This is a genomic window from Amycolatopsis sp. DSM 110486, assembly GCF_019468465.1.
Taxonomy (GTDB): Bacteria; Actinomycetota; Actinomycetes; order Mycobacteriales; family Pseudonocardiaceae; genus Amycolatopsis.
In genome coordinates this window covers 4,352,658-4,376,071 of the sequence record NZ_CP080519.1, presented here as the reverse complement: position 1 = coordinate 4,376,071, position 23,414 = coordinate 4,352,658, and the positions used below count along the sequence as shown (strand labels likewise).

Annotated in this window: 22 protein-coding genes; 6 read left to right on the top strand and 16 right to left on the bottom strand. The window is 70.8% G+C overall.

The window, feature by feature from the left end:
• Nucleotide 1: 1 nt before the first annotated feature.
• The 11 genes from K1T34_RS21330 to K1T34_RS21280 form a co-directional block, all read right to left on the bottom strand.
• Entirely contained in the window at nucleotides 2-2,467 is a 2,466-nt protein-coding gene (locus tag K1T34_RS21330) for an NADH-quinone oxidoreductase subunit G (protein ID WP_220245982.1), read from the bottom strand.
• Nucleotides 2,464-3,753, bottom strand: coding sequence for an NADH-quinone oxidoreductase subunit NuoF (gene nuoF, locus K1T34_RS21325; protein ID WP_220245981.1), 1,290 nt, complete (start codon nucleotides 3,751-3,753; stop codon nucleotides 2,464-2,466). Before nuoF ends, K1T34_RS21330 begins: the two co-directional genes overlap by 4 nt.
• Entirely contained in the window at nucleotides 3,753-4,616 is an 864-nt protein-coding gene (nuoE, locus tag K1T34_RS21320) for an NADH-quinone oxidoreductase subunit NuoE (protein WP_220245980.1), read from the bottom strand. Before nuoE ends, nuoF begins: the two co-directional genes overlap by 1 nt.
• Nucleotides 4,613-5,950: an NADH-quinone oxidoreductase subunit D gene (locus K1T34_RS21315; RefSeq protein ID WP_220247328.1), complete on the bottom strand. Its 1,338-nt coding sequence runs from the start codon at nucleotides 5,948-5,950 to the stop codon at nucleotides 4,613-4,615. Before K1T34_RS21315 ends, nuoE begins: the two co-directional genes overlap by 4 nt.
• A gap of 14 nt (nucleotides 5,951-5,964) precedes the next feature.
• The gene (locus K1T34_RS21310) at nucleotides 5,965-6,759 is read right to left on the bottom strand and encodes an NADH-quinone oxidoreductase subunit C (protein WP_370643755.1); all 795 of its coding nucleotides are present in this window, start codon (nucleotides 6,757-6,759) and stop codon (nucleotides 5,965-5,967) included.
• Nucleotides 6,756-7,304, bottom strand: a complete 549-nt coding sequence (locus K1T34_RS21305) for an NADH-quinone oxidoreductase subunit B family protein (protein WP_220245978.1) — start codon at nucleotides 7,302-7,304, stop codon at nucleotides 6,756-6,758. Before K1T34_RS21305 ends, K1T34_RS21310 begins: the two co-directional genes overlap by 4 nt.
• 4 nt (nucleotides 7,305-7,308) lie before the next feature.
• A complete protein-coding gene (locus K1T34_RS21300) occupies nucleotides 7,309-7,725 on the bottom strand; it encodes an NADH-quinone oxidoreductase subunit A (protein ID WP_220247327.1) in 417 nt (138 codons plus the stop codon).
• Between the two features lie 483 nt (nucleotides 7,726-8,208).
• A complete protein-coding gene (locus tag K1T34_RS21295; RefSeq protein WP_220245977.1) occupies nucleotides 8,209-9,501 on the bottom strand; it encodes a geranylgeranyl reductase family protein in 1,293 nt (430 codons plus the stop codon).
• 1 nt (nucleotide 9,502) lies between these two features.
• Nucleotides 9,503-10,201 (bottom strand): demethylmenaquinone methyltransferase, encoded by a 699-nt coding sequence (locus K1T34_RS21290; protein ID WP_220245976.1) that lies wholly within the window; start codon nucleotides 10,199-10,201, stop codon nucleotides 9,503-9,505.
• 400 nt (nucleotides 10,202-10,601) lie between these two features.
• Entirely contained in the window at nucleotides 10,602-11,705 is a 1,104-nt protein-coding gene (locus tag K1T34_RS21285) for a glycosyltransferase (RefSeq protein WP_220245975.1), read from the bottom strand.
• A gap of 3 nt (nucleotides 11,706-11,708) precedes the next feature.
• Nucleotides 11,709-12,779 carry a glycosyltransferase family 1 protein gene (locus tag K1T34_RS21280; protein ID WP_304504325.1) on the bottom strand — a complete coding sequence of 357 codons (1,071 nt, stop codon included), beginning with the start codon at nucleotides 12,777-12,779 and terminating at the stop codon, nucleotides 11,709-11,711.
• 224 nt (nucleotides 12,780-13,003) lie between these two features.
• Here K1T34_RS21280 and K1T34_RS21275 point away from each other — a divergent pair, with 224 nt between their 5' ends.
• On the top strand, nucleotides 13,004-13,846 hold the full coding sequence (locus K1T34_RS21275) for an inositol monophosphatase (RefSeq protein ID WP_220245973.1): 843 nt from the start codon (nucleotides 13,004-13,006) through the stop codon (nucleotides 13,844-13,846).
• 202 nt (nucleotides 13,847-14,048) lie between these two features.
• On the opposite strand, the gene K1T34_RS21270 is transcribed toward K1T34_RS21275, so the two are convergent.
• Both K1T34_RS21270 and K1T34_RS21265 read right to left on the bottom strand, forming a co-directional pair.
• On the bottom strand, nucleotides 14,049-14,522 hold the full coding sequence (locus tag K1T34_RS21270) for a DUF3592 domain-containing protein (protein WP_220245972.1): 474 nt from the start codon (nucleotides 14,520-14,522) through the stop codon (nucleotides 14,049-14,051).
• A gap of 119 nt (nucleotides 14,523-14,641) precedes the next feature.
• Nucleotides 14,642-16,159 carry a M1 family metallopeptidase gene (locus tag K1T34_RS21265; protein WP_220245971.1) on the bottom strand — a complete coding sequence of 506 codons (1,518 nt, stop codon included), beginning with the start codon at nucleotides 16,157-16,159 and terminating at the stop codon, nucleotides 14,642-14,644.
• Nucleotides 16,160-16,295: 136 nt separating this feature from the next.
• On the opposite strand from K1T34_RS21265, the gene K1T34_RS21260 reads away from it, so the two are divergent.
• A complete protein-coding gene (locus tag K1T34_RS21260; protein ID WP_220245970.1) occupies nucleotides 16,296-17,024 on the top strand; it encodes a phosphotransferase enzyme family protein in 729 nt (242 codons plus the stop codon).
• Nucleotides 17,025-17,027: 3 nt separating this feature from the next.
• Here K1T34_RS21260 and menD read toward each other — a convergent pair whose 3' ends face one another.
• Entirely contained in the window at nucleotides 17,028-18,704 is a 1,677-nt protein-coding gene (menD, locus tag K1T34_RS21255) for a 2-succinyl-5-enolpyruvyl-6-hydroxy-3-cyclohexene-1-carboxylic-acid synthase (RefSeq protein WP_220245969.1), read from the bottom strand.
• 96 nt (nucleotides 18,705-18,800) lie between these two features.
• Between menD and K1T34_RS21250 the strand changes: the two genes are divergently transcribed.
• The 4 genes from K1T34_RS21250 to K1T34_RS21240 are packed head-to-tail and all read left to right on the top strand — an operon-like array spanning nucleotide 18,801 to nucleotide 21,979.
• Complete coding sequence (locus K1T34_RS21250) at nucleotides 18,801-19,724, top strand: 1,4-dihydroxy-2-naphthoyl-CoA synthase (protein WP_220245968.1); 924 nt, start codon at nucleotides 18,801-18,803, stop codon at nucleotides 19,722-19,724.
• Between the two features lie 16 nt (nucleotides 19,725-19,740).
• Complete coding sequence (gene menE, locus K1T34_RS21245; RefSeq protein ID WP_220245967.1) at nucleotides 19,741-20,892, top strand: o-succinylbenzoate--CoA ligase; 1,152 nt, start codon at nucleotides 19,741-19,743, stop codon at nucleotides 20,890-20,892.
• A 51-nt stretch (nucleotides 20,893-20,943) separates the two neighbouring features.
• A complete protein-coding gene (locus K1T34_RS53420; protein ID WP_255638628.1) occupies nucleotides 20,944-21,075 on the top strand; it encodes a hypothetical protein in 132 nt (43 codons plus the stop codon).
• A 34-nt stretch (nucleotides 21,076-21,109) separates the two neighbouring features.
• Nucleotides 21,110-21,979 (top strand): 1,4-dihydroxy-2-naphthoate polyprenyltransferase, encoded by an 870-nt coding sequence (locus K1T34_RS21240; RefSeq protein WP_220245966.1) that lies wholly within the window; start codon nucleotides 21,110-21,112, stop codon nucleotides 21,977-21,979.
• 48 nt (nucleotides 21,980-22,027) lie between these two features.
• On the opposite strand, the gene K1T34_RS21235 is transcribed toward K1T34_RS21240, so the two are convergent.
• Both K1T34_RS21235 and K1T34_RS21230 read right to left on the bottom strand, forming a co-directional pair.
• Nucleotides 22,028-23,104, bottom strand: coding sequence for a PLP-dependent cysteine synthase family protein (locus K1T34_RS21235; RefSeq protein WP_220245965.1), 1,077 nt, complete (start codon nucleotides 23,102-23,104; stop codon nucleotides 22,028-22,030).
• Nucleotides 23,101-23,412: a DUF4229 domain-containing protein gene (locus tag K1T34_RS21230; RefSeq protein WP_220245964.1), complete on the bottom strand. Its 312-nt coding sequence runs from the start codon at nucleotides 23,410-23,412 to the stop codon at nucleotides 23,101-23,103. The genes K1T34_RS21235 and K1T34_RS21230 overlap by 4 nt, the downstream gene beginning before the upstream one ends.
• Nucleotides 23,413-23,414: the final 2 nt, after the last annotated feature.

The following is a 23,414-nucleotide window of genomic DNA, read 5'->3' as shown; positions in this document are numbered from 1 at the left end:
CTCACTGTTCACCTCCGGAGATCTGCACCAGCGCGCCGTGACCCGCGGCCAGTGCGGCGCGGACGGCGGAGCCGTCGGAGTTGCCCGGGAGCCACACGACCCCGTCGGGCAGGTCGGCGACCTCGACGGGCAGCGTGATCGAGCCGCGCTCGGTGGACACGCGGACCACGACGCCGAGGCCTTCGGCGGTCTTCGCCGAGAGCCGGGCCACGGGCTTGCGCTGCGTGCCTTTGAGGTGCGGTTCGTCGTCCTGCAGCGAGCCGTTGTCGATCAGCTGCCGCCAGGTGGCGAGCACGGCCTGGCCGGCGCCCGGCACCGGCGCGGCCTGCGCCGCGGTGGCGATGTGGCCCCAGTTCGTCGTGCCCTGGCCGAGCTTGGCGAAGTCGCCCGCCGCGGCGGCCGGCGTCTGCGTGAACAGGTCCACGTCCATCTCGACGGCGAGAGTGTCGAGCACCCGGCCGTCAGAGAGAGACCCGGTGCCTTCGACCGTGATGTCGAACTCGCGGCGGCGGCCCTCCCAGTTGAGGTAGCTGCCCGCCTTCTCGACCGACGGCGCGATCGGCAGGACCACGTCCGCCCGTTCGGTGACCTCGCTCGCCCGCAGCTCCAGGCTGACCACGAAGCCCGCGTTGTCGAGCGCACGCCGGGCCAGGTCCGGGTCGGGCAGGTCGTTGGGGTCGAGCCCGCCGACGACCAGGCCGTCGAGGTCACCGCCCGAAGCGGCTTCCAGGATGCCTGTGGTGTCGCGGCCCGCCGCGGTGGGAAGCTCGGCGCCCCAGCGCTTTTCGACCTCGGCGCGAGCTGCGGCGTCGGTGACCGAGCGACCGCCCGGCAGCAGCGTCGGCACGCAGCCGGCGGCCAGCGCACCGCGTTCACCGGCTCGGCGCGGGATCCACGCGAGCCGCGCGCCCGTGCGCAGGACCAGCGCCTGCAGCGAGGAGAACAGGCCGGGGACCTCGGCGGCGCGCTCGCCGACGAGGATCACCGCGCCACCACCGGCCAGGGCGGAGTCGAGGTCCGGCGCGTGCTGCGCGATGCCGTCGACCGCGGCGGCTTCCCCACCCGGCACGCAGGCGAGCAGCTCACCGAAGGTCTTGCGCACCGACGAGGTGGTCCACTGTCCCAAGTGGACGACGCGGGTGCGGTTCTTGCGGGCTGCCTTGCGCAGCCGCAGGAACACGATCGGTGCCTCGTCCTCCGGCTCGAAGGCCACGCACAGGACCGTGCGGGCCTGCTCGATCTCGCCGAAGGTCACGCCGGTCTCCGGCGTGGTGGCCACGACCGACGAGGTGAGGAACGCCAGCTCCTCGGCCGAGTGCGCGCGAGCGCGGAAGTCGATGTCGTTGGTGCGCAAGGCGAGCCTGGCGAACTTCGAGTACGCGTAGGCGTCCTCGACGGTCAGCCGGCCACCGGTGAGCACGCCGACGCCCTTGCCGTCACGGGCCTTGGTGAGGCCCTCGGCCGCGGTGCGCAGCGCGTCGGTCCAGGAGGCTTCCTCCAGCACGCCGGCCTCGTTTCGGACCAGCGGGCGGCGGATGCGGTCGTCGGCCTGGACGTAGCGGAACCCGAAGCGGCCCTTGTCGCACAGCCACTCTTCGTTGACCTCGGGGTCGTCGCCCGCGAGCTTGCGCTGCACCTTGCCGCGGCGGAAGTCGGTGCGCTCCGCGCAGCCCGAGGAGCAGTGCTCGCACACGCTCGGCGAGGACACCAGGTCGAACGGGCGGGACCGGAACCGGTACGCGGCGCTCGTGAGCGCGCCGACCGGGCAGATCTGGATGACGTTGCCCGAGAAGTAGCTCTGGAACGGCTGGCCGCTCGTGGTGCGGGAGGCCAGGTCCAGCACGTCGGCCGTCTCGGCGGTGCCGATCTGCTGGTGCGCGCCGCGTTCGAGCAGTTCGATGAACGGGTCGCCCGCGATCTGCGCCGAGAACCGCGTGCAGCGCTGGCAGAGCACGCAGCGTTCACGGTCCAGCAGCACCTGCGACGAAATCGGCAGCGGCTTCGGGAACGTGCGCTTGGTGTCGACGAACCGCGACTCGGTACGGCCGTGGGCCAGCGCCTGGTTCTGCAGCGGGCACTCACCGCCCTTGTCGCAGATCGGGCAGTCGAGCGGGTGGTTGATGAGCAGCAGCTCCATCACGCCCTGCTGCGCCTTGTCGGCGACGCCGGAGGTGAGCTGCGTCTTCACGACCATGCCGTCGGCGACCGTCATCGTGCACGAGGCCTGCGGCTTCGGCATCGGCCGGCCGCCCATCTCCACCTCGACGAGGCACTGGCGGCAGGCGCCGGCCGGGTCGAGCAGCGGGTGGTCGCAGAAGCGCGGGATGACCGTGCCGAGCCGCTCGGCGGTGCGGATCAGCAGCTCGCCCTTGGGCGCGATGACCTCTTCACCATCAATGGTCAGCTTCACGTGACCTTCGGGGACCGGGGTCTCCGTGGTCGCGGGCTTGTCGGGCGCGATCGTCATGCCTGAGCTCCCACCAATTCGGGCTGGGCGGCCTTGTTCTTTTCGCACAGCGCGAGGAACTCCTCGCGGAAGTACTTAATCCCGCTCTGGATCGGCGACACCGCGCCGTCACCCAGGGCGCAGAACGAGCGGCCGAGGATGTTGTCGCAGACGTCCAGCAGCGTGTCGATGTCCTCGGCGGTGCCGTGGCCTTCGACCATGCGCTCCAGGATCTGCGCGAGCCAGTACGTGCCTTCGCGGCACGGGGTGCACTTTCCGCAGGACTCGTGCTCGTAGAACTCGGTCCACTTCATCACGGCCCACGGCACGGACACGGTCTCGTTGAAGACTTGCACCGCCGTGGTGCCGAGCATCGAGCCGGCCTCGGCCGCGCCCTCGAAGTCGAGCGGCACGTCGAGGTGCTCGGCGGTGAACATCGGCGTGGACGAGCCACCCGGCGTCCAGAACTTCAGCGGGATGCCGTCCTTCATGCCGCCCGCGAGCTCGAGCAGCTCGCGCAGCGTGGTGCCGAGCGGGCACTCGTACTGGCCGGGCTTCTCGACGTGGCCGGAGATCGAGTAGATCTTCGGGCCGGGCGACTTCTCGCGGCCCATCTCGCGGAACCAGTCGGATCCCGCGTTGATGATGAACGGCGCGCTCGCGATGGTCTCGACGTTGTTCACCGTGGTCGGCGCGGCGTAGAGGCCGGCGGCCGCGGGGAACGGCGGCTTCAGGCGGGGCTGGCCGCGACGGCCTTCCAGCGAGTCGAGCAGCGCCGTCTCCTCGCCGCAGATGTACGCGCCGGCGCCGGCGTGCACGGTCAGCTCCAGGTCGTAACCGGTGCCGAAGATGTTCTTGCCGAGGTAGCCCTTCGCGTACGCCTCGCGCGCGGCCGCGTTGAGCCGGCGGATGCAGTGCAGGGCCTCACCGCGCACGTAGATGAAGCAGTGGTTCGACCGCATCGCGTACGAGGCGATGATGCAGCCCTCGATGAGCGAGTGCGGGTCGGCCATCATCAGCGGGATGTCCTTGCACGTGCCCGGCTCGCCCTCGTCGGCGTTGATCACCAGGTAGTGCGGCTTGTCGAAGTTCGGCGGCATGAACGACCACTTCACGCCGGCCGGGAACCCCGCGCCACCGCGGCCGCGCAGGCCGGAGTCCTTCACGACCTGCACCAGCTGCTCGGGCGTGCCGGCGAGCGCCTTGCGCGCGGCCGTGTAGCCCTCGAGCTGCTCGTAGGTTTCGATGCGCCAGGAGTTCGGCGACAGCCAGCGCTTCGTGAGGACCGGAGTAATGGGATCGGGCATTACTTCTTCTCCAACTCAGGCAGCGGAACGTCCTTCGTCGCCGGCGCGGTCCAGCCGCGCTCGGCCGCGATCTGGGCCCCGCGCAGGGTTTCGACGGCCTGCGACGGCCCGTCGACGTCCCCGCGGTAAGTCTGTTCGTCCTCCGGGAAGAACCCGGCCAGCTGCAGTTCGGCGCCCTTGAAGTCCGTGAGCGGCGCGCCGCGCGTGGGGGCCGGCTTCTTGCCCGCCTGCAGCGCGTCGACCAGCGCCACCGCCTTCTCCGGCGTCTGGTTGTCGAAGTACTCGTAGTTGACCTGGATGACCGGCGCGAGGTCGCAGGCCGCGAGGCACTCGGCGTGCTCCAGCGTGATCGAGCCGGGCTCGTTCGGCGTGCCCGCCGTCTCCTCCTGGCCCAGCGGCGCGTCGTCGGAACCGAGGTGCGTCTGGAGCTTCTTGTAGATCGCCTCGCCGCCCATCGCCGCGCACAGCGTGTTGGTGCAGACGCTCACCAGGTGTTCACCGCAGGGGCGGCGCTTGTACATGGTGTAGAACGTCGCGACCGCGCTGACCTCCGCGTCGGAGAGGTCGAGGTGCTTGGCGCAGAAGGAAATTCCTTCCTGGCTGACGTACCCCTGCACCGACTGCACGAGGTGCAGCATCGGCAGCAGCGCCGAGCGCGCCACCGGGTAGCGGGCGATGATCTCCTTCGCCCGCGTGTGGGTGTCCTCTTCGAACACGTCCACGGCCGGGTTGTCGGCCAGGATGCCTTCGGCCGCGACCGGGTCGGGTGCGATGGCGACCACGTCGGTGTCGGCGCCCGCCGCGGCGTGCGTCGTCTTCGCGTTGTGCGGCCCCGGCTCCGGAACTGCCGTCGAGTACGTCATCGGTCCACTCCCCCCATCACCGGGTCGATCGACGCGACCGCTGCGATCACGTCGGCCACCAGCCCGCCCTCGGCCATCGCGGGCATCGACTGCAGGTTCACGAAACTCGGTTCGCGCACGTGCACGCGCAGCGGCCGGGTGCCGCCGTCGGACACCAGGTGCGCCGCGAGCTCACCGCGCGGCGACTCGACCGGCGAGTACACCTGGCCCGGCGGCACGTGGAAGCCCTCGGTGACGAGCTTGAAGTGGTGGATCAGCGACTCCATCGACTGGCCCATGATCTTCTTGACGTGCTCGAGCGAGTTGCCCATGCCGTCGCTGCCGATCGAGAGCTGCGCGGGCCACGCGACCTTCTTGTCCTCGACCATGACCGGGCCCGGTTCGAGCATCTTCTGGACCTGCTTGATGATCCGCAGGCTCTGGTGCATCTCCTCGACACGGATGAGGTACCGCGCCCAGCAGTCGGCGTCGGTCGAGGTGGGGACGTCGAACTCGATCTCGTCGTAGCGCGAGTAGGGCTCGGTCTTGCGCAGGTCCCACGGCAGGCCCGCGGAACGCAGGATCGGGCCGGTGACGCCGAGCGCGAGGCACGCGTCGACCGGCAGGACACCCACGCCCTTGAGCCGGTTGCGCCAGATCGGCTGGCCGGTGAAGAGCTTGTCGTACAAGGGAAGACGGCTGTCCATCACCTTGCAGAACGCGGAGACCTTCTCCTGGAAGTCGTCCGGCATGTCCTGCGCGAGGCCGCCGGGGCGGATGAACGCGTGGTTCATGCGCAGCCCGGTCAGATGCTCCAGCAGGTGCAGGACCTCTTCGCGCTCGCGGAAGCCGAGCGTCATCGCCGTGGTGGCGCCGAGCTCCATGCCGCCGGTGGCGATGTAGACCAGGTGCGAGCCGATGCGGTTGATCTCCAGCAGCATCACGCGCAGCAGCTCCGCGCGCGGCGGGGCCTTGATGCCCAGCAGCTTCTCCACGCCGAGGCAGTAGGCCATCTCCGTGGACAGCGGCGCGAGGTAGTCCATGCGAGTCACGAACGTGACGCCCTGGGTCCAGGTGCGGTATTCGCAGTTCTTCTCGATGCCGGTGTGGAGGTAGCCGATGACCGACCGCAGCTGCGTGACGGTCTCGCCCTCCATCTCCAGCACGAGCCGGAGCACGCCGTGCGTCGACGGGTGCTGCGGGCCCATGTTGATGACCATGCGCTCGTCGTGCTGCGCGTCGGAGACGACGTCGTCCCAGTCGCCGCCGGAGACCGTGTAGACGCGGCCTTCGGTGGTGTCGCGCGAGTCGGCGTACTCGAAGGCTTCTTCTTCGCCGTCGATGATCTCGGACATGTTCTCGCTGGTAGTCACGAGTACGACCTCCGCTGGTCCGGCGGCGGGATTTCCGCGCCCTTGTATTCGACCGGGATCCCGCCGAGCGGGTAGTCCTTGCGCTGGGGGTGGCCGTCCCAGTCGTCCGGCATGAGGATGCGGGTCAGCGCCGGGTGTCCGTCGTAGACGATGCCGAACATGTCCCAGGTCTCGCGCTCCTGCCAGTCGGCCGTCGGGTAGAGCCCGACGAGCGAGGGCACGTGCGCGTCGTCCACGTCGAGGGTGACCTCGACGCGGATGCGGCGCCGGTAGGTCATCGACGTGAAGTGGTACACGGAGTGCAGGCGCTGAGGCACGTCCACGCCGTAGTCCACGCCGGACACCGAGCTCAGCAGCTCGAAGCGCAGGCCGGTGTCGTCGCGCAGCACGCGGGCGACTTCCAGGAGGTGCTCGCGGTCGACGTAGAAGGTGATTTCGTCGCGGTGGACCGTGGTCTGCAGAACCGCCGCGGCCGGAACCTTGTTGTCCGCCAAGGCCGCGTAGAACTCGTCGGCGAACTCGTCGAACCAGCCGCCGTACGGGCGCTCGGCCGGGGGCGGGCTGTAGGCGGGCAGGCGCACGCCGCCGTAACCGGAGGTGTCACCGCTGCCGGTGACGCCGAACATGCCCTTGCGGGCGCGGCCGGCGACGACGGGCTCCACCGGAGCCGCGGGCGTGGTGCCCTGCGGCTCGAGGCCGGCTTCGGGCCGCTCGGCGCTGGACTGCACGCCGCCGGTCTCGGGCGTCTGCGGAGTTTCGGGGGTCTCGGGGTTGTCGGGCACCGGGCTCACTTCTTCGCGTACTTGATCGACGAGGCGATCAGCTCGGTGCGCGCGCCGCTGGCCGCGCGGATGGCGGCGCGGCGGGCGTTGATCGGCTCGTCCTGGATCTTGGCGTGCAGCTTGAGGATCGCGTCGAGCAGCATCTCGGGGCGCGGCGGGCAGCCGGGGAGGTACATGTCGACCGGCACCACGTGGTCGACGCCCTGCACCACGGCGTAGTTGTTGAACATGCCGCCCGACGAGGCGCAGACGCCCATCGCGAGCACCCAGCGCGGCTCGGCCATCTGGTCGTAGATCTGGCGCAGGACGGGCGCCATCTTCTGCGTCACGCGGCCGGCCACGATCATCAGGTCGGCCTGGCGCGGGGTGGCGGAGAAGCGCTCCATGCCGAAGCGCGCGATGTCGTAGCGGGAACCGCCGACGGTCATCATCTCGATCGCGCAGCACGCGAGCCCGAAGGTGGCGGGCCACAGCGAGTTCTTGCGCGCCCAGTTGACCAGGCCCTCGAGGCTGGCCAGCAGGATGCCGTTGGGGAGTTTCTCTTCGAGGCCCATGGCTTCAGTTCCAATCCAGGCCGCCGCGCCGCCACACGTAGGCGTACGCGAACCCGACCGTAACGATGAACAGAGCGATCTCCACCAGGCCGAACACACCGAGCGCGTTCGCGTTCACGGCGAACGGGTAGAGGAACACCATCTCGATGTCGAACAGGATGAAGAGCATCGCCGTGATGTAGTACGCCACCGGCATCCGGCCGCCGCCGACGAGCGGCTGCGGCGAAGGCTCGATCCCGCATTCATAGGCCGCGAGCTTCGCCTTGTTGTAGCGGCTGGGGCCGACGAGCGGGCCCAGCAGCACCGACAGGGTGGCGAAACCGAGCGCCAGCACGAACAACAGGACGAGCGGCAGGTACACCTTCAGGCCAGGCGCGGCCGCAGCTCCACTGGGGTCGGCCTGCGCCAGCACGGGCAACATCAGCACGGGGTCTTCGCCATCCTTTCCGCGCCGCTGCGGGTTGCTTCTCGGGTGGTGGTCCGCTTCCTCGTCGGCACCCTAAGGGAGCTGGGTCACACCGCCGAGGGTCAGGGCACCCTTACGGCCCGTGGTCGGGCCGCGGGGTGCTTGTGAAATAGTTCACAAGCCACTCGTCGTGGATGTGAAGCGATTCACAAGCATGGGGGGAGTGTAGGACGCGACTCACACGGCCGTCTCTAGGGGCCGTGGTATAAGGCTTACCTAACTTGACCGCCCGGCCAAGACAGTGCAGCGCAGGTCGCACTCGCGGGACCAGCGATTAAGGGGTTGGTGACCGGGGTCGCCGGGGACAATCCGGACGTGATCTTGTGACGTATCCCACCTGACCGGCTGGGCAACCATTGCTCCAGCCGGGTACCGGCGCACCGGCTCGTGGGACGTCAGCAGGGTCGTTCGGTCTGTTGTCCGGGGTACCGCTTCGGGTCAGCGGGGGCTGGGCGTGGCGCGGGCGAGAGCCGCGATCAGGCGGTCGACGCCGTCGCCGCCCTTGGCGTCGTAGCAGCCGGAAAGTCCCTTGTACACCAACGGAAGGATCTTGTTGATCCGCAAGCCGTACTTGGTGCACACGTGCATGACCTTCGGGTTGCCGATGAGCTTCGCGAAGACGTTGCCGAGCCGGTAGTAGCCGCCCATCAGCTCGCCGACGGCGCGCGGGTAACCCTGCAGCGCGCGCTCGCGCGAAGGGCCTTCGCGGCGGGCGAGCGCCTGCACGACGACCTCCGACGCGAGCTGCGCCGACTCCATCGCGGCGGAGATGCCTTCGCCGTTGAACGGGCTCACCATGCCGCCGGCGTCGCCGAGCAGCAGCAGGCCGTCGCGGTAGTGCGGGGTGCGGTTGAAGCCCATGGGGAGGCCGGCGCCGCCGACCTTGCCGATGGCGTTCTCCTCGCGGTAGCCCCATTCCTCGGGCGTGCCGTCGAGCCACTGGCGCAGGAGCGCGCGGTAGTCGGTGTTGCGGAAGGACGCGGACGTCGAGAGCATGCCGAGCCCGACGTTCACCGTGCCGTCGCCGAGCGGGAACGCCCAGCCGTAGCCCGGCAGGAGCTTCGGGTTGCGCGGGTCCGAGCGGTCCCACAGCTCGAGGTGGCCCTCGATGAACGGGTCGTCGTGGCGCGGGCTCTTGTAGTACCGGCGCACGGCGACGCCCATGGGGCGCTTCTCGTTCTTCTCGATGCCGACGCTCAGCGCGAGCCGCGCGGACACCCCGTCGCACGCCAGCACGAGCGGCGCGCGGTAGCTCACCGGCGTCTTCTCGGGGCCGACCTTCGCCTCGACGCCGACCACGCGGCCGGACGAGCTGGTGATGGCGTTGGTGACGGTGGTGCGCTCGTACAGGCGCGCGCCGGCCTTGACCGCGGTCTTGGCCAGCAGGTCGTCGAAGTCCTGGCGCGTGCGGGCGACGCCGTAGGGCGGGTAGCTGGTGAGGTCGGGCCAGTCGAGCTCGAGCGTGAGGTCGCCGGTGAGGATGCGCAGGCCGCGGTTGTGGACCCAGCCGTTCTCTTCGCTCGTGTCGATGCCGAGGTCGATCAGCTGCTTCACGCCGCGGGGCGTGAGGCCGTCGCCGCAGACCTTCTCCCGCGGGAACTCGGTCTTCTCCAGCAGCAGCACGTCGACCCCCGCGCGCGCGAGGTACGTGGCCGCGGTGGAACCGGCCGGTCCGGCGCCGACCACGATCACTTCGGCGTCGTGGTCCGGGCTGCGGCGGGAGATCGTCATGTCACGAGTCTACGGAGGGCTTCTTCGCGCGGTGAATGGCGACGACGCCGAATGTGAGGTTCAGCCACTCCACTTCCGTCCACCCGGCGCTCGCGATGATCTCGCCGAGCGCCCGCTGGTCGGGCCACGCGAGCATCGATTCGGCCAGGTAGGCGTAGGCCTCGGGGTTCGTCGACGAGCGGCTGCCGACCCACGTGAGCAGCTTCAGGATGAAGCGCCGGTAGAAGAACCGGATGGGCGCGAACGTGGGCGTCGACACCTCACAGATGACCAGCCGGCCCCCCGGCTTGACCACGCGGAGTATTTCGGTGAGCGCGGCCTTGGTGTCGACGAAGTTCCTCAGCGCGAGCGAGATCGTGACGGCGTCGAAGGTGTGGGTTTTGAACGGCAGGTGCAACGCATCCGCCGCGACCATCGGCACCTTCCGGTGCAGCCCCGCGCGCAACATGCCGACCGAGAAGTCGGCCGCCACGCACCACGCCCCGCCACGCGCGTACTCGACCGTCGACACGCCCGTCCCGGCCGCCAGGTCGAGCACCTTCTCACCCGGCTTGGCGTCCAGCACCCGCGCCGTGGTGGTCCTCCACCGCCGGTCGAACCCGAACGTCATGAACGAGTTCGCCCGGTCATAACCGGACGCCACGCCGTCGAACATCGCGGCGACTTCGTGCGGATCCTTGTCCAGACTGGCGCGGGGCATGCCTCGAATCTAGACACTCACGGACAGCTCACCCTCTGAGGGTGGCTGAGGCGCTGGTCAGGTGGGCTGGGCTGAGGGCGGGTCTGGGGTGGGCGGGGGTCGCGGCGGCGGGGCCCGGTCGCGACGGTTGGTTCTGTGCGAGCGGTCCTCTCGCACGTCCGCGACGGCACGAACGGTCCCCTCGTCCTCGCAGCGCGAACGGTCCCGTCGTACGGAGCAACCGGAGCGAACGGTCCGCTCGTGGCCGTGGCGTGGGTGCGGAGGGACCGGTCGCGAAGCCGGCGCTCGGCCGGGACCCCGGTCAATCCGAGTGGACTGGTCCGAGCGAGGTTGGTCCCGGCGTATCAAACCCTGCCGAGGTCAACCAAAGCCAGCCGAGGTCAACCAAAGCCAACCAACCTCAGCCGAGGGCAGCGAGCATCCCCCGCACCGACTCGGGCCAGGCGAATTCCTCGGCGCGGGCGCGGGCGGCGGCGCGGCGGAGGTCTTCGGGGCTGTCCAGGAGCCCGGTGACCGCGGTGGCGAAGGCGGGGGCGTGGTCGTCGACGGCGGCGCCGCAGCCGGGGCGGACGATTTCGCGCAGGGCGGACGACGCGGAGACCACCACGGGGGTGCCGGAGGCGAGGGCTTCGAGGGCGGCCAGCCCGAACGTCTCGTGCGGGCCCGGGGCGAGCGAGACGTCGGCGGTGGCCAGTAAGCGAGCGACCTCGTCGCGGCCGGAGAGGAATCCCAGGAACGTCACGGGGAGGCCGCGGGCGCGGCGTTCCAGCGCGCGTCTTCGAGGCCCGTCGCCGGCGATCACCAGGCGCACGCGGGCGCCGGACTCCGTCAGCTCGGCGACCGTGTCGACGCTGCGCTCCACGTGTTTCTCGGGAGACAGGCGTCCACAGTGGACCAGCAGGGCGTCCGCGCCACCGGCCAGCGAATGCCGCCACGAGTCCGAGCGCATCGAGGGCGCGAAGGTCGCCAAGTCGACACCCAGGGGGACCCGGCGGACGTTGGGCGCGGAGATCCGGTCGAACTCGGCGCGGGCGAAGGCGGTGGTGCACACGACCGTGTCGTAGCTGGCGGCCATCCGGCGGTTGGCGACGTCGGCGACACCGCGCGCAACCGGCCGCGGCAGAAGAAACTGCTCCAGCAGACGATCGAGACGCTCGTGGGAAATCACCGTGCTGGGAACACCATTGCGGCGGGCCCACGTGCCCATCCCGCGCAGCGTCAGCCGGTCCGAGACCTCCAGACGATCCGGCGCAAGCCGCCGCAGCACAGACCGCACGCGATGCGGGTCGACCGCCCGGTAACCGCCCGTGCCGGGGATCCGAGGCGCCGGCAGCGAGTACCGCCGCACGCCCGTGGGCAGCGTCTCCACGGCATACCGGGTGCCCGGCACGACGAGGGTCACGCGGTGCCCGCTGGCGACGTAGCCCGCCCCGAGGTGGTGCAGGGCGGTCCGCAGCCCTCCCGAGCGCGGCCCGTAGAAGTTTGCCAGCTGGACGATGTGCATCGCTCAGGCCGCGCGCGCGGCCCGGTCTTGCACGGCCTCGTAGTGACCCACCAGCTCCCGGCAGACCGCGGGCCACGTCCGGCCCAGCACGACCTTCCGGGCCTTCTCCCCCAGCCGCGCCCGCAGGGCGGCGTCGCGCAGGTCGTCGATGCGCTCGACGAGCGCGCGGCCGAACTCGTCGCGGTCGGCGGGCAGCAGGTACCCCGTGCGTCCGGGCAGGACGAGGTCTTTCGGGCCGCCCGCGTCCGGGGCGAGCACCGGCAGGCCGGAGGCCATGGCTTCCTGGACGGCCTGGCAGAACGTCTCGTGCGGTCCCGTGTGGACGAACACGTCGAGGCTCGCGTAGGCCACCGACAGCTCGTCGCCGTACCTCGCGCCGAGGAAGGCGGCGCCGGGGAGGCGTTCGCGCAGAGAGGGCAGCTCCGGGCCGTCACCGACCACGACCACGCGGATGCCAGGCACGCCGGCCAGCGACACCAGGCGGTCGACTTCCTTCTCCGGCGCCAGCCGCCCGACGAAGCCCACGAGCAGCTCGCCATTGGGCGCCAGCTCGGCCCGCAACGCGGGGTCAGCGTGCGACGGCGAGAAGCGGTCGATGTCCACGCCGCGCGCCCAGCGGTGCACGCGGGGCACACCGTGCAGCCGCAGCTGCTCGACGGAGTCGGAGGACGGGGCGAGCGTCCGGTCGGCCCGCGAGTGCACGCGGCGCACCCAGCGCCAGGCGGCGCGCGCGCCGATGCCGAAGCCGTACGACGTGGCGAAGCCCGCGATGTCGGTCTGGTAGACGGCGATCGACGGCACCCGCAGGCGCCGCGCCGCGGCCAGGCCGCGCGCGCCCACCACGAAGGGCGAGGCCAGGTGCACCACGTCCGGGCGGAAGCCGCTGAGCGCCGTGAGCACAGTGCGCGTCGGCAGGCCGATCGGCAGGGAGTGCACGCCGGGCACGTCCAGCGCGGGGATGCGGACGACCGGTGCGCCGCGGTAGGACTCGGGCCCCGGTCCCGGCGCCACCACGAGCACGTCGTGGGCGCGGTCGACCAGGTGCTCGACGACCCGCAGCACGGAGTTCGTCACGCCGTTCACCTGGGGCAGGAAACTTTCGGTGACTATGGCGACTCGCACCCGGCCACTGTCGCACCGGCGTGTGCGACCCGGACCAATCCTTCGTGACAGCTCGGCCAACGGTGTTCGAACACTCCGAAGCGTTGGCTTCCGGACACAGTCCGTCAACAGATTCGCCACGACATGTCACCTCAAGGTCGTGTCCCGGAAACCAGGACGGCCCAGACTAAGCAGGCATGACCCTCTTGTCCTCCAGGCCGTCGCAGCCCGTGGAGCCGGGGCTGCTCTCGAGGGCTCTCGAGGTGGCCGGCCGGCTGGCCAACGACGCCACCGACGTGATCACCGCGACGGCGGGCCGCGGAGCCCACCCCTCGACCCTGGACTCCCCGTTCGACTGGGTCACCGACACCGACCGCATCCTCGAGCGCCACACCCGCCGGGTGCTGACGGCCGAGTTCCCCGGCATACCTGTGGTCGGCCACGAGTTCGGCGCCGACCACGGCGCCGACGTGGCCGAGTACCGCTGGGTGGTGGACTCCGTCGACGGCACCGCCAACTACGTCGCCGGCGTGCCCTGGTGCGCCTACAGCCTCGCGCTGATCGACGCGTCCGGGCCGGTGGTGGGGGTCGTCGCCGACCCGTACCGCGCCCAGATCTACGCCGCCGCCCGCGGCCGCGGCGCCCGCGCCAACGGCAAACCCATCCAGCTCGTCGACCGCCGCGTGACGGCCGGCGCCATCGTCTGCACCGAGCTCGCGCGCAAGGGGCCGTGGCCGGGGATGGGTGGCTTCATAGAGCGCGCGGCGGCCGCCCACGCGGGCGTGCGGGTGCTGGGCTCGGCCGCGCTATCGATCGCGCAGGTCGCGCTCGGCCACGCGGCCGCCGCGGTGCTGCACAGCTACCACGAATGGGACGTCGCGGGCTCTGTCGCCATGGCAATCGAGGCCGGCGCGGTGGTGCTGGACAAGCACGGCGAGGACACGACGCTGCCGACGGACGGCCTGCTCGTGGCCGCTCCGGGGGTCGCGGACGAGGTCCTGAGCTGGTGGCAGGAGACGGCGACAGTCGCCACGACCTGATCCGGCGTTCGGGCGGCCGGGTCTCGGTCGCCTGAACGCTGCGCTCGATCAGGCCGCGCAGCGATCACGTCGCTGCGAATCCGGTGCCGGGTGAACACGAAGCCAACACCGCGCGCCTTGGCGGAGCCGCCACAACCGCGTCACAGCGACCGCGGCACACAGCGAGAGGGTCAGCGCCGCAGGCCAAGACGAACCACGCGGGTCAGGCGACCGCGACCTCTGGCACCTCGGCAGCCGCCCGAGCGGCCCGGTCGCGCTTGATGAGGCGGCGCAGCCACCACATCAGCGGCCCCGCGACCAGCCAGGTGAACAGGATGGTCGTGCCCAGCGGCAGGAGGGTGAGCGTCGCGGTGCGGCCGGCGACGCGGGCGGTGCGGTCGGGGTTCGTGACGTCGTACTCGATGGCCACGAGCTGGCCCGCCATGAGGCCGGACGGGTAGAGGACGCCGTTGGCCGGGCTGTGGACGATGCCGTCCGGGCTCTGGAACTGGATGATCGTGCGGTCGAAGTTCACGGACTCGACGGTGGCCGTGGCCGTGCCGAGGTGGGACTCGATGGCGTTGTCGTTGCGGATGGCCGCGAAGAGCAGGCTCACGCACATGACGGTGAGGAGCGAGGCGACACCGAGGACGGCGAACCACCCGATGCGCCTCGCCCGCTCACGCCTGACCGTCACATCGCGAGGTTACCAATCCGGCCAAAAGTAGGCCGACCCCCACTCGGCACGTAACCGTTGCTACGAAGCCATTCGGCCGTGACTGTGGTCGGATTGGTAACGATCGGCACAGTAGTGCCTCACCGTTCCCCCGCGGCGGCGAGCATGCGGTGGTTGGCCCGGATCTGGTCGTAGGACTTCGGCTTGACCAGAGCGTGGGCCGACCGCGCAGCCCGAGCGGCAGCGCCGTTCGGACCGACGGCCGGCTTGCCCTTCGTGAACAGCCACGTCTGGAACAACGCCTGCAGCGGCTTGCCCGACACCTGCTCGGCCAGCGCCTCGAACTCCGGGATCACGCCGTGGCCGCCGGCCTTCGTGGCCTGCCATTTCTGCAGGATGGCGAAGAACGCGTCGTCCCCGACGGTGGTGCGCAGGGCCTGCAGGGCCATCGCACCGCGGTCGTAGACGGCGCCGTCGAACTGGTTCTCCTCGCCCGGGTCGCCGGGCAGGACCTGCCAGAACGCGTCGTCGGCGGCGTAGGAGTCGTAGGCGTACTGGGCGAGCTCGGCCGTGGTGCCCTCGCCCTCGTGTTCGGACCAGAGGTATTCGGCGTAGGACGCGAAGCCCTCGTTGAGCCAGATGTCGCTCCACTTGCCGAGCGAGACGTTGTCGCCGAACCACTGGTGGGCGTTCTCGTGGGCGATGAGCGTGGTGTTGGAACCGTTGAGGAAGTTTTTCAGGCCATAGGTCGGGCGGGTCTGGTTCTCGAGCGAGAACGTGATGCCGCTGGTGACCACGCCGCCCTCGGCCTCGAACGGGAACGGCCCGAACTGCGTGGCCAGGAACGCGTCGATCTCCGGCGTCCGCTCGACGCTCGCCTTGGCCGCGTAGAGGGAGTCGCCGAGGTCGGAGCCGTACGCGGTGATGAACGGCTTGCCGTCCGGCGTCGTCGACTGGTTCACCTCGTACTTGCCCACGACGAACGACGTCAGGTAGGTGGCCTGCGGCTTCGTGCTGCGCCAGTTCCACCGCGTCCAGCCGGCGCGCGACTGGGTCTTGCGCACGAGGGTCCCGTTCGTGATGGCCGCGTTGCCGTCCGGCGCCTCGATGCTGACGTCGTAGGTGGCCTTGTCCGTGGGGTGGTCATTCGAGGGGAACCACCACTGCGCGCTTTGCGGCTCGTCGACGCCCAGCGCGCCGAACGCGCCGTGCTTCCAGCCGTGCAGCCCGTCGACGGCCTCGGTGGACGGCGTGTCGTCGTAGGCGACGACGACGGTGGTGGTCTGGCCCTTGAGCAGCGGGTGCGCGGGGGTGATGACGAGCTCGCCGTTGCCGTTCTGGTTGGCGAAGGTCGCGGCCTCGTTGCCGACCAGCACGCTCTTGGCCTTGAGCGCGAAGTCGAGGTCGAACCGCGACAGGTCCTGCGTCGCGGTGAGCAGCAGCGTCGTCGTGCCCGCCAGCCGGTCGGTGTCCGGCTGGTAGGTCAGGCGGATGTCGTAGTGCAGGACGTCGGTGCCACCGTTGCCGGCGTTGGGGTAGTACGGATCACCCACCCCCGGCGCCCCCGGCTGCGGCGCGGCCGACGCCACCCCCGCGACCAGCACCGACACCACTCCCGCCGCGACCAACCCGAGCCCGGCCCGACCTCTTCCACGCATGGCGTTTCCTCCCAGACGGTGATCAACGCGCTCGAACGTAGCCAGGGTTCGAGTTGCGAGGTACGTCCGTTGGGAGGTTCTTACCCGCTGGGACTCCGGGAGGTAATCACTTGACGAGGCCACGATTCTCGATCGTGTGACAGAAGAACCGCTGATCGGGAACGTGACGAGCGGCGTCGTCCGCGTCGGCGCCACGGTGCGGCGCCCGGCCGGGCCGTGGACCGAGGCCGTGGACGCGGTGCTGGCGCACCTGCGTTCGGTCGGGTTCCGCGCGGCGCCGAGGCCACTCGGGCGCGACGAGCGCGGCCGGCAGGTGCTGGAGTTCGTGCCGGGCGAGGTGGGCGGCCCGTACTCCCCCGGCGACCTGCACGACCTCGGCCGGACGCTGGCCGAGCTGCACCAGGCGCTGGCCGGATTCGTCCCGCCGCCGGGCGCGGCCTGGCAGCGGCTCATCCCGCCGGACCGCGAAGAACTCGTGTGCCACAACGACGTCGCGCCGTGGAACATCGTGCGCACCGAGCGTGGGTGGGTGCTGATCGACTGGGACTGCGCGGCGCCGGCGTCGACGGTGTGGGATCTCGCCTACACCGCGCAGACCGGGGCGGACCTGCGCGCCGACCGGCCGGTCGCGGAATCCGCCGCCCGCCTGCGCGCGTTCACCGACGGCTACGGCCTCGACGAGCGCCAACGAGCCGAGCTTCCGGCCGCGCTTGGCCGCCGCGCCCGCGCGATGCACGGCTTCCTGCGGGCGAACGCCGCAGCGCAGCCGTGGTCGCGCATCTGGCGTGAGGACGGCCCCTACTGGCTCGCGACCGCGGACTACCTCGACGCCCACCAGGACGCGTGGCGGACCGCGCTGGATTGAACCTCAGCCGTTGCCGACGGCCGAGGCCACGGCCTTGCGCAGGCGGGCGTGCAGGTCGCGGTGGCGCGAGCGGTCCACGCGCACCTCGACGACCCGCAGGCCCGGCGCGGGCTTCAACGCGGCGCGGAACTCCGACACCGAAGAGGCCACCACGTGCGGCACCCGGTAGCCCGCGCACAACGCGCCCAGGTCGGCGCCGTGGGGAGTGCCGAACACGCGCTCGAAGCTGTCCGCGTGCTCGGGTGCGCCCTGTTCCAGCAGCGAGAAGATCCCGCCGCCGTCGTCGTTGAGGACGACGATGGTGAGGTCCGGACGTTGCTCGGCGGGACCGGTCAGCAGGCCGGAAGCGTCGTGCAAGAAAGTCAGATCGCCCAGCAAAGCGTACGAAGGCGCGCGGTGCACGGTGGCCGCACCGATGGCCGTGGAGACCGTGCCGTCGATGCCGGCGACGCCGCGGTTGCGGTGGACGAGCACGTCGGGACGCAGGGTCCCGGCCAGCGCGACATCGCGGGTCGGGTTCGACGAACCCACCACCAGAAGAGCACCCTGCGGCAGGGCGTCCACCAGCTCCGAAGCGACGCTCAACCCGCTGGGCCACGGCTCCTCGGCCAGAGCGAGAGAAACGGCCGCGGCAGCAGCCGCGTCGGCGCGTTGCCAGCCCGCGAGCCACTCCGGGTCCGCGGGCTTCGTGGGCTCGGCGAACCACTGGCCGACCTGGCGGACGTTGTGCGCCGGCGCGGGCCAGTCGGAGTCGGGGCGGACCAGCAGAACTTCCACCGCGGGGTCCGAGAGCACGTTCTGGACCTGCCGGAACACCGTCGGCCGGCCGAGGCACAGGACCTGCTCCGGCTTGTGGCGTGAGATGAACTCCTCGACGCCCAGCAGCCACGCGCCCGACGAGATGGCCGTGGAGCCGGACAGGCCCAAACCACCGGTCTCCGAAACCACCGGCCAGCCGTGCTGCTCGGCCCACTCGCTGGCCGCCTGCACACCGGTGTCGCACGCGATCACGAGGCCGTGGCGGGCCGAGGGGACCACAAAGGACGGCAGGGCGCCGAAGTCGGGGAGCTCGGTCCAGCGTTCGCCGTCGGCGCGGCCTTCGGTGGACTCGTACCACTCACCGTCATCGTCGAGGTCCGGCACCAGCGGCTCGCGGAACGGGATGTTCAGGTGCACCGGGCCGCTGCGCCACTCGCCGTAGGCGGCGTTCCAGGCGCGGCAGATCTGGCTGCGCCAGTAGGAGTTCTGGCCGGCGCGCCGCTCGGCGACGGCCAGCTCGTCGAAGTAGCGCACGGCGTTGCCGTAGAGCTGGTACTGGTCGATCACCTGGCTGGCGCCGGCGGAGCGCAGCTCGGGCGGGCGGTCGGCGGTGAGCACGATCAGCGGCACGCCCGCGCGGTCGGCCTCAAGCACGGCCGGGTGGAAATTCGCTGCCGCCGTGCCGGAGGTGCAGACCACCGCCGACGGCCGGCCCGTGCGGGCGGCGATGCCGAGCGCGAGGAACGCCGCACCGCGCTCGTCGATACGCACGTGGAGCTGGAGTCGGCCGGCCGCGGCCGCGTCGTAGAGCGCGATCGACAGCGGCGCGTTACGCGAACCCGGGCAGAGGACGACGTGGGACACGGTGTTGCGGACCAGTTCGTCGACGATGACCCTGGCCTGCGCGGTGGAGGGGTTCACCGGCAGGCTCCGGGTAAATCGCCCACGGACGCGCTACCTCCCGCGGAGGCGGCATCAGGCTCAGCAGAGATGTCCACAGGTCCTATTCTCCCAAACGTGGATGACGCCCGAGTTTCCGAGCTGTTCGACCCCGCCGCGTGGACCGAGGTCGAAGGTTTCGCCTTCACCGACATCACCTACCACCGCTCTGCCGAGAGCCGCTCCGGCAAACGGGTGGTCCGCGTCGCGTTCGACCGTCCGGAGGTCCGCAACGCCTTCCGCCCGCACACGGTCGACGAGCTCTACCGCGCCCTCGACCACGCCCGGATGAGCTCCGACGTCGGCTGCGTCCTGCTCACCGGCAACGGGCCGTCGCCCAAGGACGGCGGCTGGGCGTTCTGTTCCGGCGGTGACCAGCGTATTCGCGGACGCTCCGGGTATCAGTACGCGAGTGGGGAGACCTCCGACACGGTCGACCCCGCGCGCGCCGGCCGGCTGCACATCCTCGAGGTCCAGCGCTTGATCCGGTTCATGCCGAAACCGGTGGTCGCGGTCGTTCCCGGCTGGGCCGCGGGCGGTGGGCACTCGCTGCACGTCGTGTGCGATCTCACGCTCGCCTCCGCCGAGCACGCGCGTTTCAAGCAGACCGACGCCGACGTCGGCTCGTTCGACGCGGGCTACGGCTCCGCCTACCTCGCGCGCCAGGTCGGGCAGAAGTTCGCGCGCGAGATCTTCTTCCTCGGCCGCGACTACACCGCCGAGCAGATGCACCACATGGGCGCGGTGAACGAGGTCGTCCCCCACGCCGATCTGGAAAAGGTGGCACTGGAGTGGGGCTGGGCCATCGTCGGCAAGTCCCCGACGGCGCAGCGCATGCTGAAGTACGCGTTCAACGCGATCGACGACGGCCTCGTCGGCCAGCAGCTCTTCGCCGGCGAGACCACGCGGCTGGCGTACATGCAGGACGAAGCCGTGGAAGGCCGCGACGCGTTCCTGCAGAAGCGGGACCCGGATTGGTCCGACGTCCCGTACTACTACTGATCCACCGGGAGACCTTGTGCGTGTGGTGTGGCTCGACGGGAGCGCCGAAGCGGTGTCCGCCCTGGACACGGCCGTGGCGGCGGCGCTGGACGGCGGCGAGGCCGTGCTGCCGCTGTCTTCGGCCGACCCGGCGGCGCCCGGCGTGCTCGAGGCGATGGCGCCGGACACGCCGGCCGAACCGGACACGGCCGTGATCATCGCCACGTCCGGGTCGACGGGCGCGCCGAAGGGCGTGCTGCTCTCGCCGGGCGCGCTGACGTCGTCGGCCACTGCCACGCACGCGCGGCTCGGCGGCGCGGGCCACTGGCTGCTCGCCACGCCGGCGCACTACATCGGCGGCCTGCAGGTACTGGTCCGCGCGCGGCTGGCGGGCACGAAAGCCGCTTTCCTGACCGGGGCGGGCTTCCGGCCGGACGAGTTCGCCGCCGCCGCCGCGCCGGTGCTGGCCGAGGACGGGCCGCGGTACACGGCGCTGGTGCCGACGCAGCTCGTCCGGCTGCTCGACGACGGCGGGGCCGGGCTGTCCGCGGCCCGCGCGTTCGACGGGATCGTGCTGGGCGCTGCGGCGACGTCGGCGACGCTGCGTACGCGGGCTGTCGAGGCCGGCGTGCGGATCGTTCCCGCGTACGGCATGAGCGAGACCGCGAGTGGCTGCGTCTACGACGGGGTGCCGCTCGACGGGGTGCGCGTCGAGCCGGACGCCGATGAGCGGCTGCGGATCTCCGGGCCGGTGCTGGCCCACGGCTACCGGCTCGCGCCTTCGCTCACCGAGGAGTCGTTCCAGGACGGCTGGTTCCGCACGTCCGACCGCGGCCGGCTGCTCGACGACGGCCGCGTCGAGGTCCTCGGCCGCGCGGACGACGTGATCAACACCGGCGGCGTGAAGGTGTCAGCGGGGTCGGTGGAGCGGGTGCTCGGCGCGATCAAGGGCGTGCGCGACGTCTGCGTGGTCGGGATCCCGGACCCCCAGTGGGGTGAAGCGGTGGTCGCGTTGGTGGTCGCGGAGGGACCGGTCGCGGGCGAAACGCTCCGCGCCGTCGTCCGCGAGGAACTGGGCGCCGCGGCGACGCCGAAGCAGGTCGAGTTCACGGCCGAATTGCCGTTGCGGGGCCCCGGGAAGATCGACCGGGCAGCCGTCAAAGCCCTGTTCGCCCTCCGGACGGCGTGAAATCCCGCCGGATCGTTGACAGGGTGCCAGTGATCACGGTTGCCTCGGGGTATGACGAGGTGGACGAAGGCTGCCGTGGCGGTCGTGGCTCTTGCGGTGGGGTTGGTCGTCGGCGCGGGCGCCGCGTCGGCCGACGAGCCGAACAGCAGCGGGACCCTCACGTGGCAGGTCACGGGTTCCTGATCGGGTGAAGATCGCATGGCGTTGAATAACGACCATGGCGACAGTGAGTGAGTGGATCGAAGGCGCCCGCCCGCGGACGCTGCCCAACGCGATCGCGCCGGTGGTCGCGGGCGTCGGGGCGGCGATCGCGCTGGACGCGTTCTCGTGGTGGCGCTCGGTGCTCGCGCTGCTGGTCGCGCTCGCTCTGATCATCGGCGTGAACTACGCCAACGACTACTCCGACGGCGTGCGCGGCACCGACGAGAACCGCGTCGGCCCGCTGCGCCTCGTCGGCTCCGGCACGGCCGCCCCGAAGGCCGTCCTCGCGGCGGCGCTGGTGTGTCTTGGCCTGGCCGGCGTGCTGGGCCTGCTGCTCGTGGCCCTCACCGGCTTCTGGTGGCTGCTGATCATGGGCGGCGTCTGCATCCTCGGCGCGTGGTTCTACACGGGCGGCAAGAAGCCGTACGGCTACTACGGCTTCGGCGAGATCGCCGTCTTCGTGTTCTTCGGCCTCGCCGGCGTGCTGGGCACCGTCTACGTGCAGGCCGGGCGCGTCAGCTGGGCCGGCCTGGGCTGCGCCGTCGCGGTCGGCTGCTTCTCCACGGCGGTGCTGACGGCCAACAACCTCCGCGACATCCCCACCGACATCGAGTCGGGCAAACGCACCCTCGCCACCCGCCTCGGCGACAGCGGCACGCGCCGCTTGTACCTCGCACTGGTGACGGTGCCGTACGTGCTCACCGTGGTCCTCGGCATCTGGCACCCGCTGCTGCTCATCGCCCTGGTCACGGCACCCATGCTGCTCAAGTCCGTCCGCGCGGTCGGCGGCGGCAAAGTGGGCCGCGAACTCATCCCGGCCCTACGCGACACGGGCCTGGCCATGCTCGCCTGGGCGGTCCTCAGCGCGGTGGCGCTGGCGTTCTAGCCACAACCCACGCAACACGCCCCTGCGAGGACCTGCACGGACGCGGACCTACCCCTCAAACCGACCGGTCAGCAGAAACTCATCGAACTTCGCCCGATACGGCGCGATATCGAGATCCTGCTCCGCCAACCACTCATCCGAGTAGTACGTGTTCGCATACCGATCCCCACCGTCACACAACAACGTGACGACAGACCCGGCCTGCCCCTCGGCGATCATCCGCGAGATCAGCAAAAACGCGCCGTACAGGTTCGTCCCCGTAGACCCACCGGCCCAGTGCCCCGTGTGGTCCCGCAACAACCGGATGGCGGCAAGCGACCCGGCATCCGGCACCGAGAACATCTCGTCGATCACCCCGGGCACGAACGACGGCTCCACCCGCGGCCGGCCGATCCCCTCGATCCGCGACGGCATCCCCGTCGAGTAGTCCAGCGCCCCGGTCTCCCAGGCACTGAAGAAGGACGAGTTCTCCGGATCCACCACGGCGATCTTGGTCGTATGGCGCTTGTACCGCACGTACCGCCCGAACGTCGCGCTCGTGCCGCCCGTCCCGGCGCCCACGACGATCCACGACGGCACCGGATGCCGCTCGGCGCGCATCTGCGCGAACACCGATTCCGCGATGTTGTTGTTGCCGCGCCAGTCGGTCGCGCGCTCGGCGTAGGTGAACTGGTCGAGGTAGTGCCCGCCGCACTCGGCGGCGAGGCGTTCGGCCTCCGGGTACATGTCCGGGGCGCGGTCGACGTAGTGGCAGTCGCCGCCGTAGAACTCGATGAGGGCGATCTTCTCCTTGCTCGTGCGCCGCGGCACCACGGTCACGAACTTGAGGCCCAGCATGCGCGCGAAGTACGCCTCGGACACCGCCGTCGAGCCGCTGGAGGCCTCGATGAGCGTGGTGTCCGGGCCGATCTGGCCGTTGACCAGGCCGTAGAGCAGCAGCGACCGGGCCAGCCGGTGCTTGAGCGAGCCCGTGGGGTGCACGGACTCGTCCTTCAGGTAAAGGTCGACGCCCCATTCCTGGGGCAGTGGGAACACGTGCAGGTGGGTGTCGGCGCTGCGGTTCGCGTCGGCCTCGATGATGCGGACGGCCTCACGCACCCAGGCCCGGTTGTGGAGCCTGCTCACGCGGCCTCGTCGCCCGGGTTCGACGGGAGGTCGCCGCGCAACTGGGCGCGCAGGGCGGCCCGCGCACGAGCCCGCGACTCGTTGCGCTTGGCCAGCCCGGCCGTCACGCGCGCGTTGAGCTTGCGGAACAGCAGCAGACCCAGCGGCAGGCCCACGACGAGCCCGATGAGGAGGGACACCAGCAGCGGCACCCCGACCAGCGACAGCACCCAGGCGACCACGGCCACCAGCGCGAAGCGCGCGACCAGGTACAGCGTCAGGTCACGGGGCAGGTTTTCCGGCGATTCGGGTTCCGGCGATTCGCTCACAT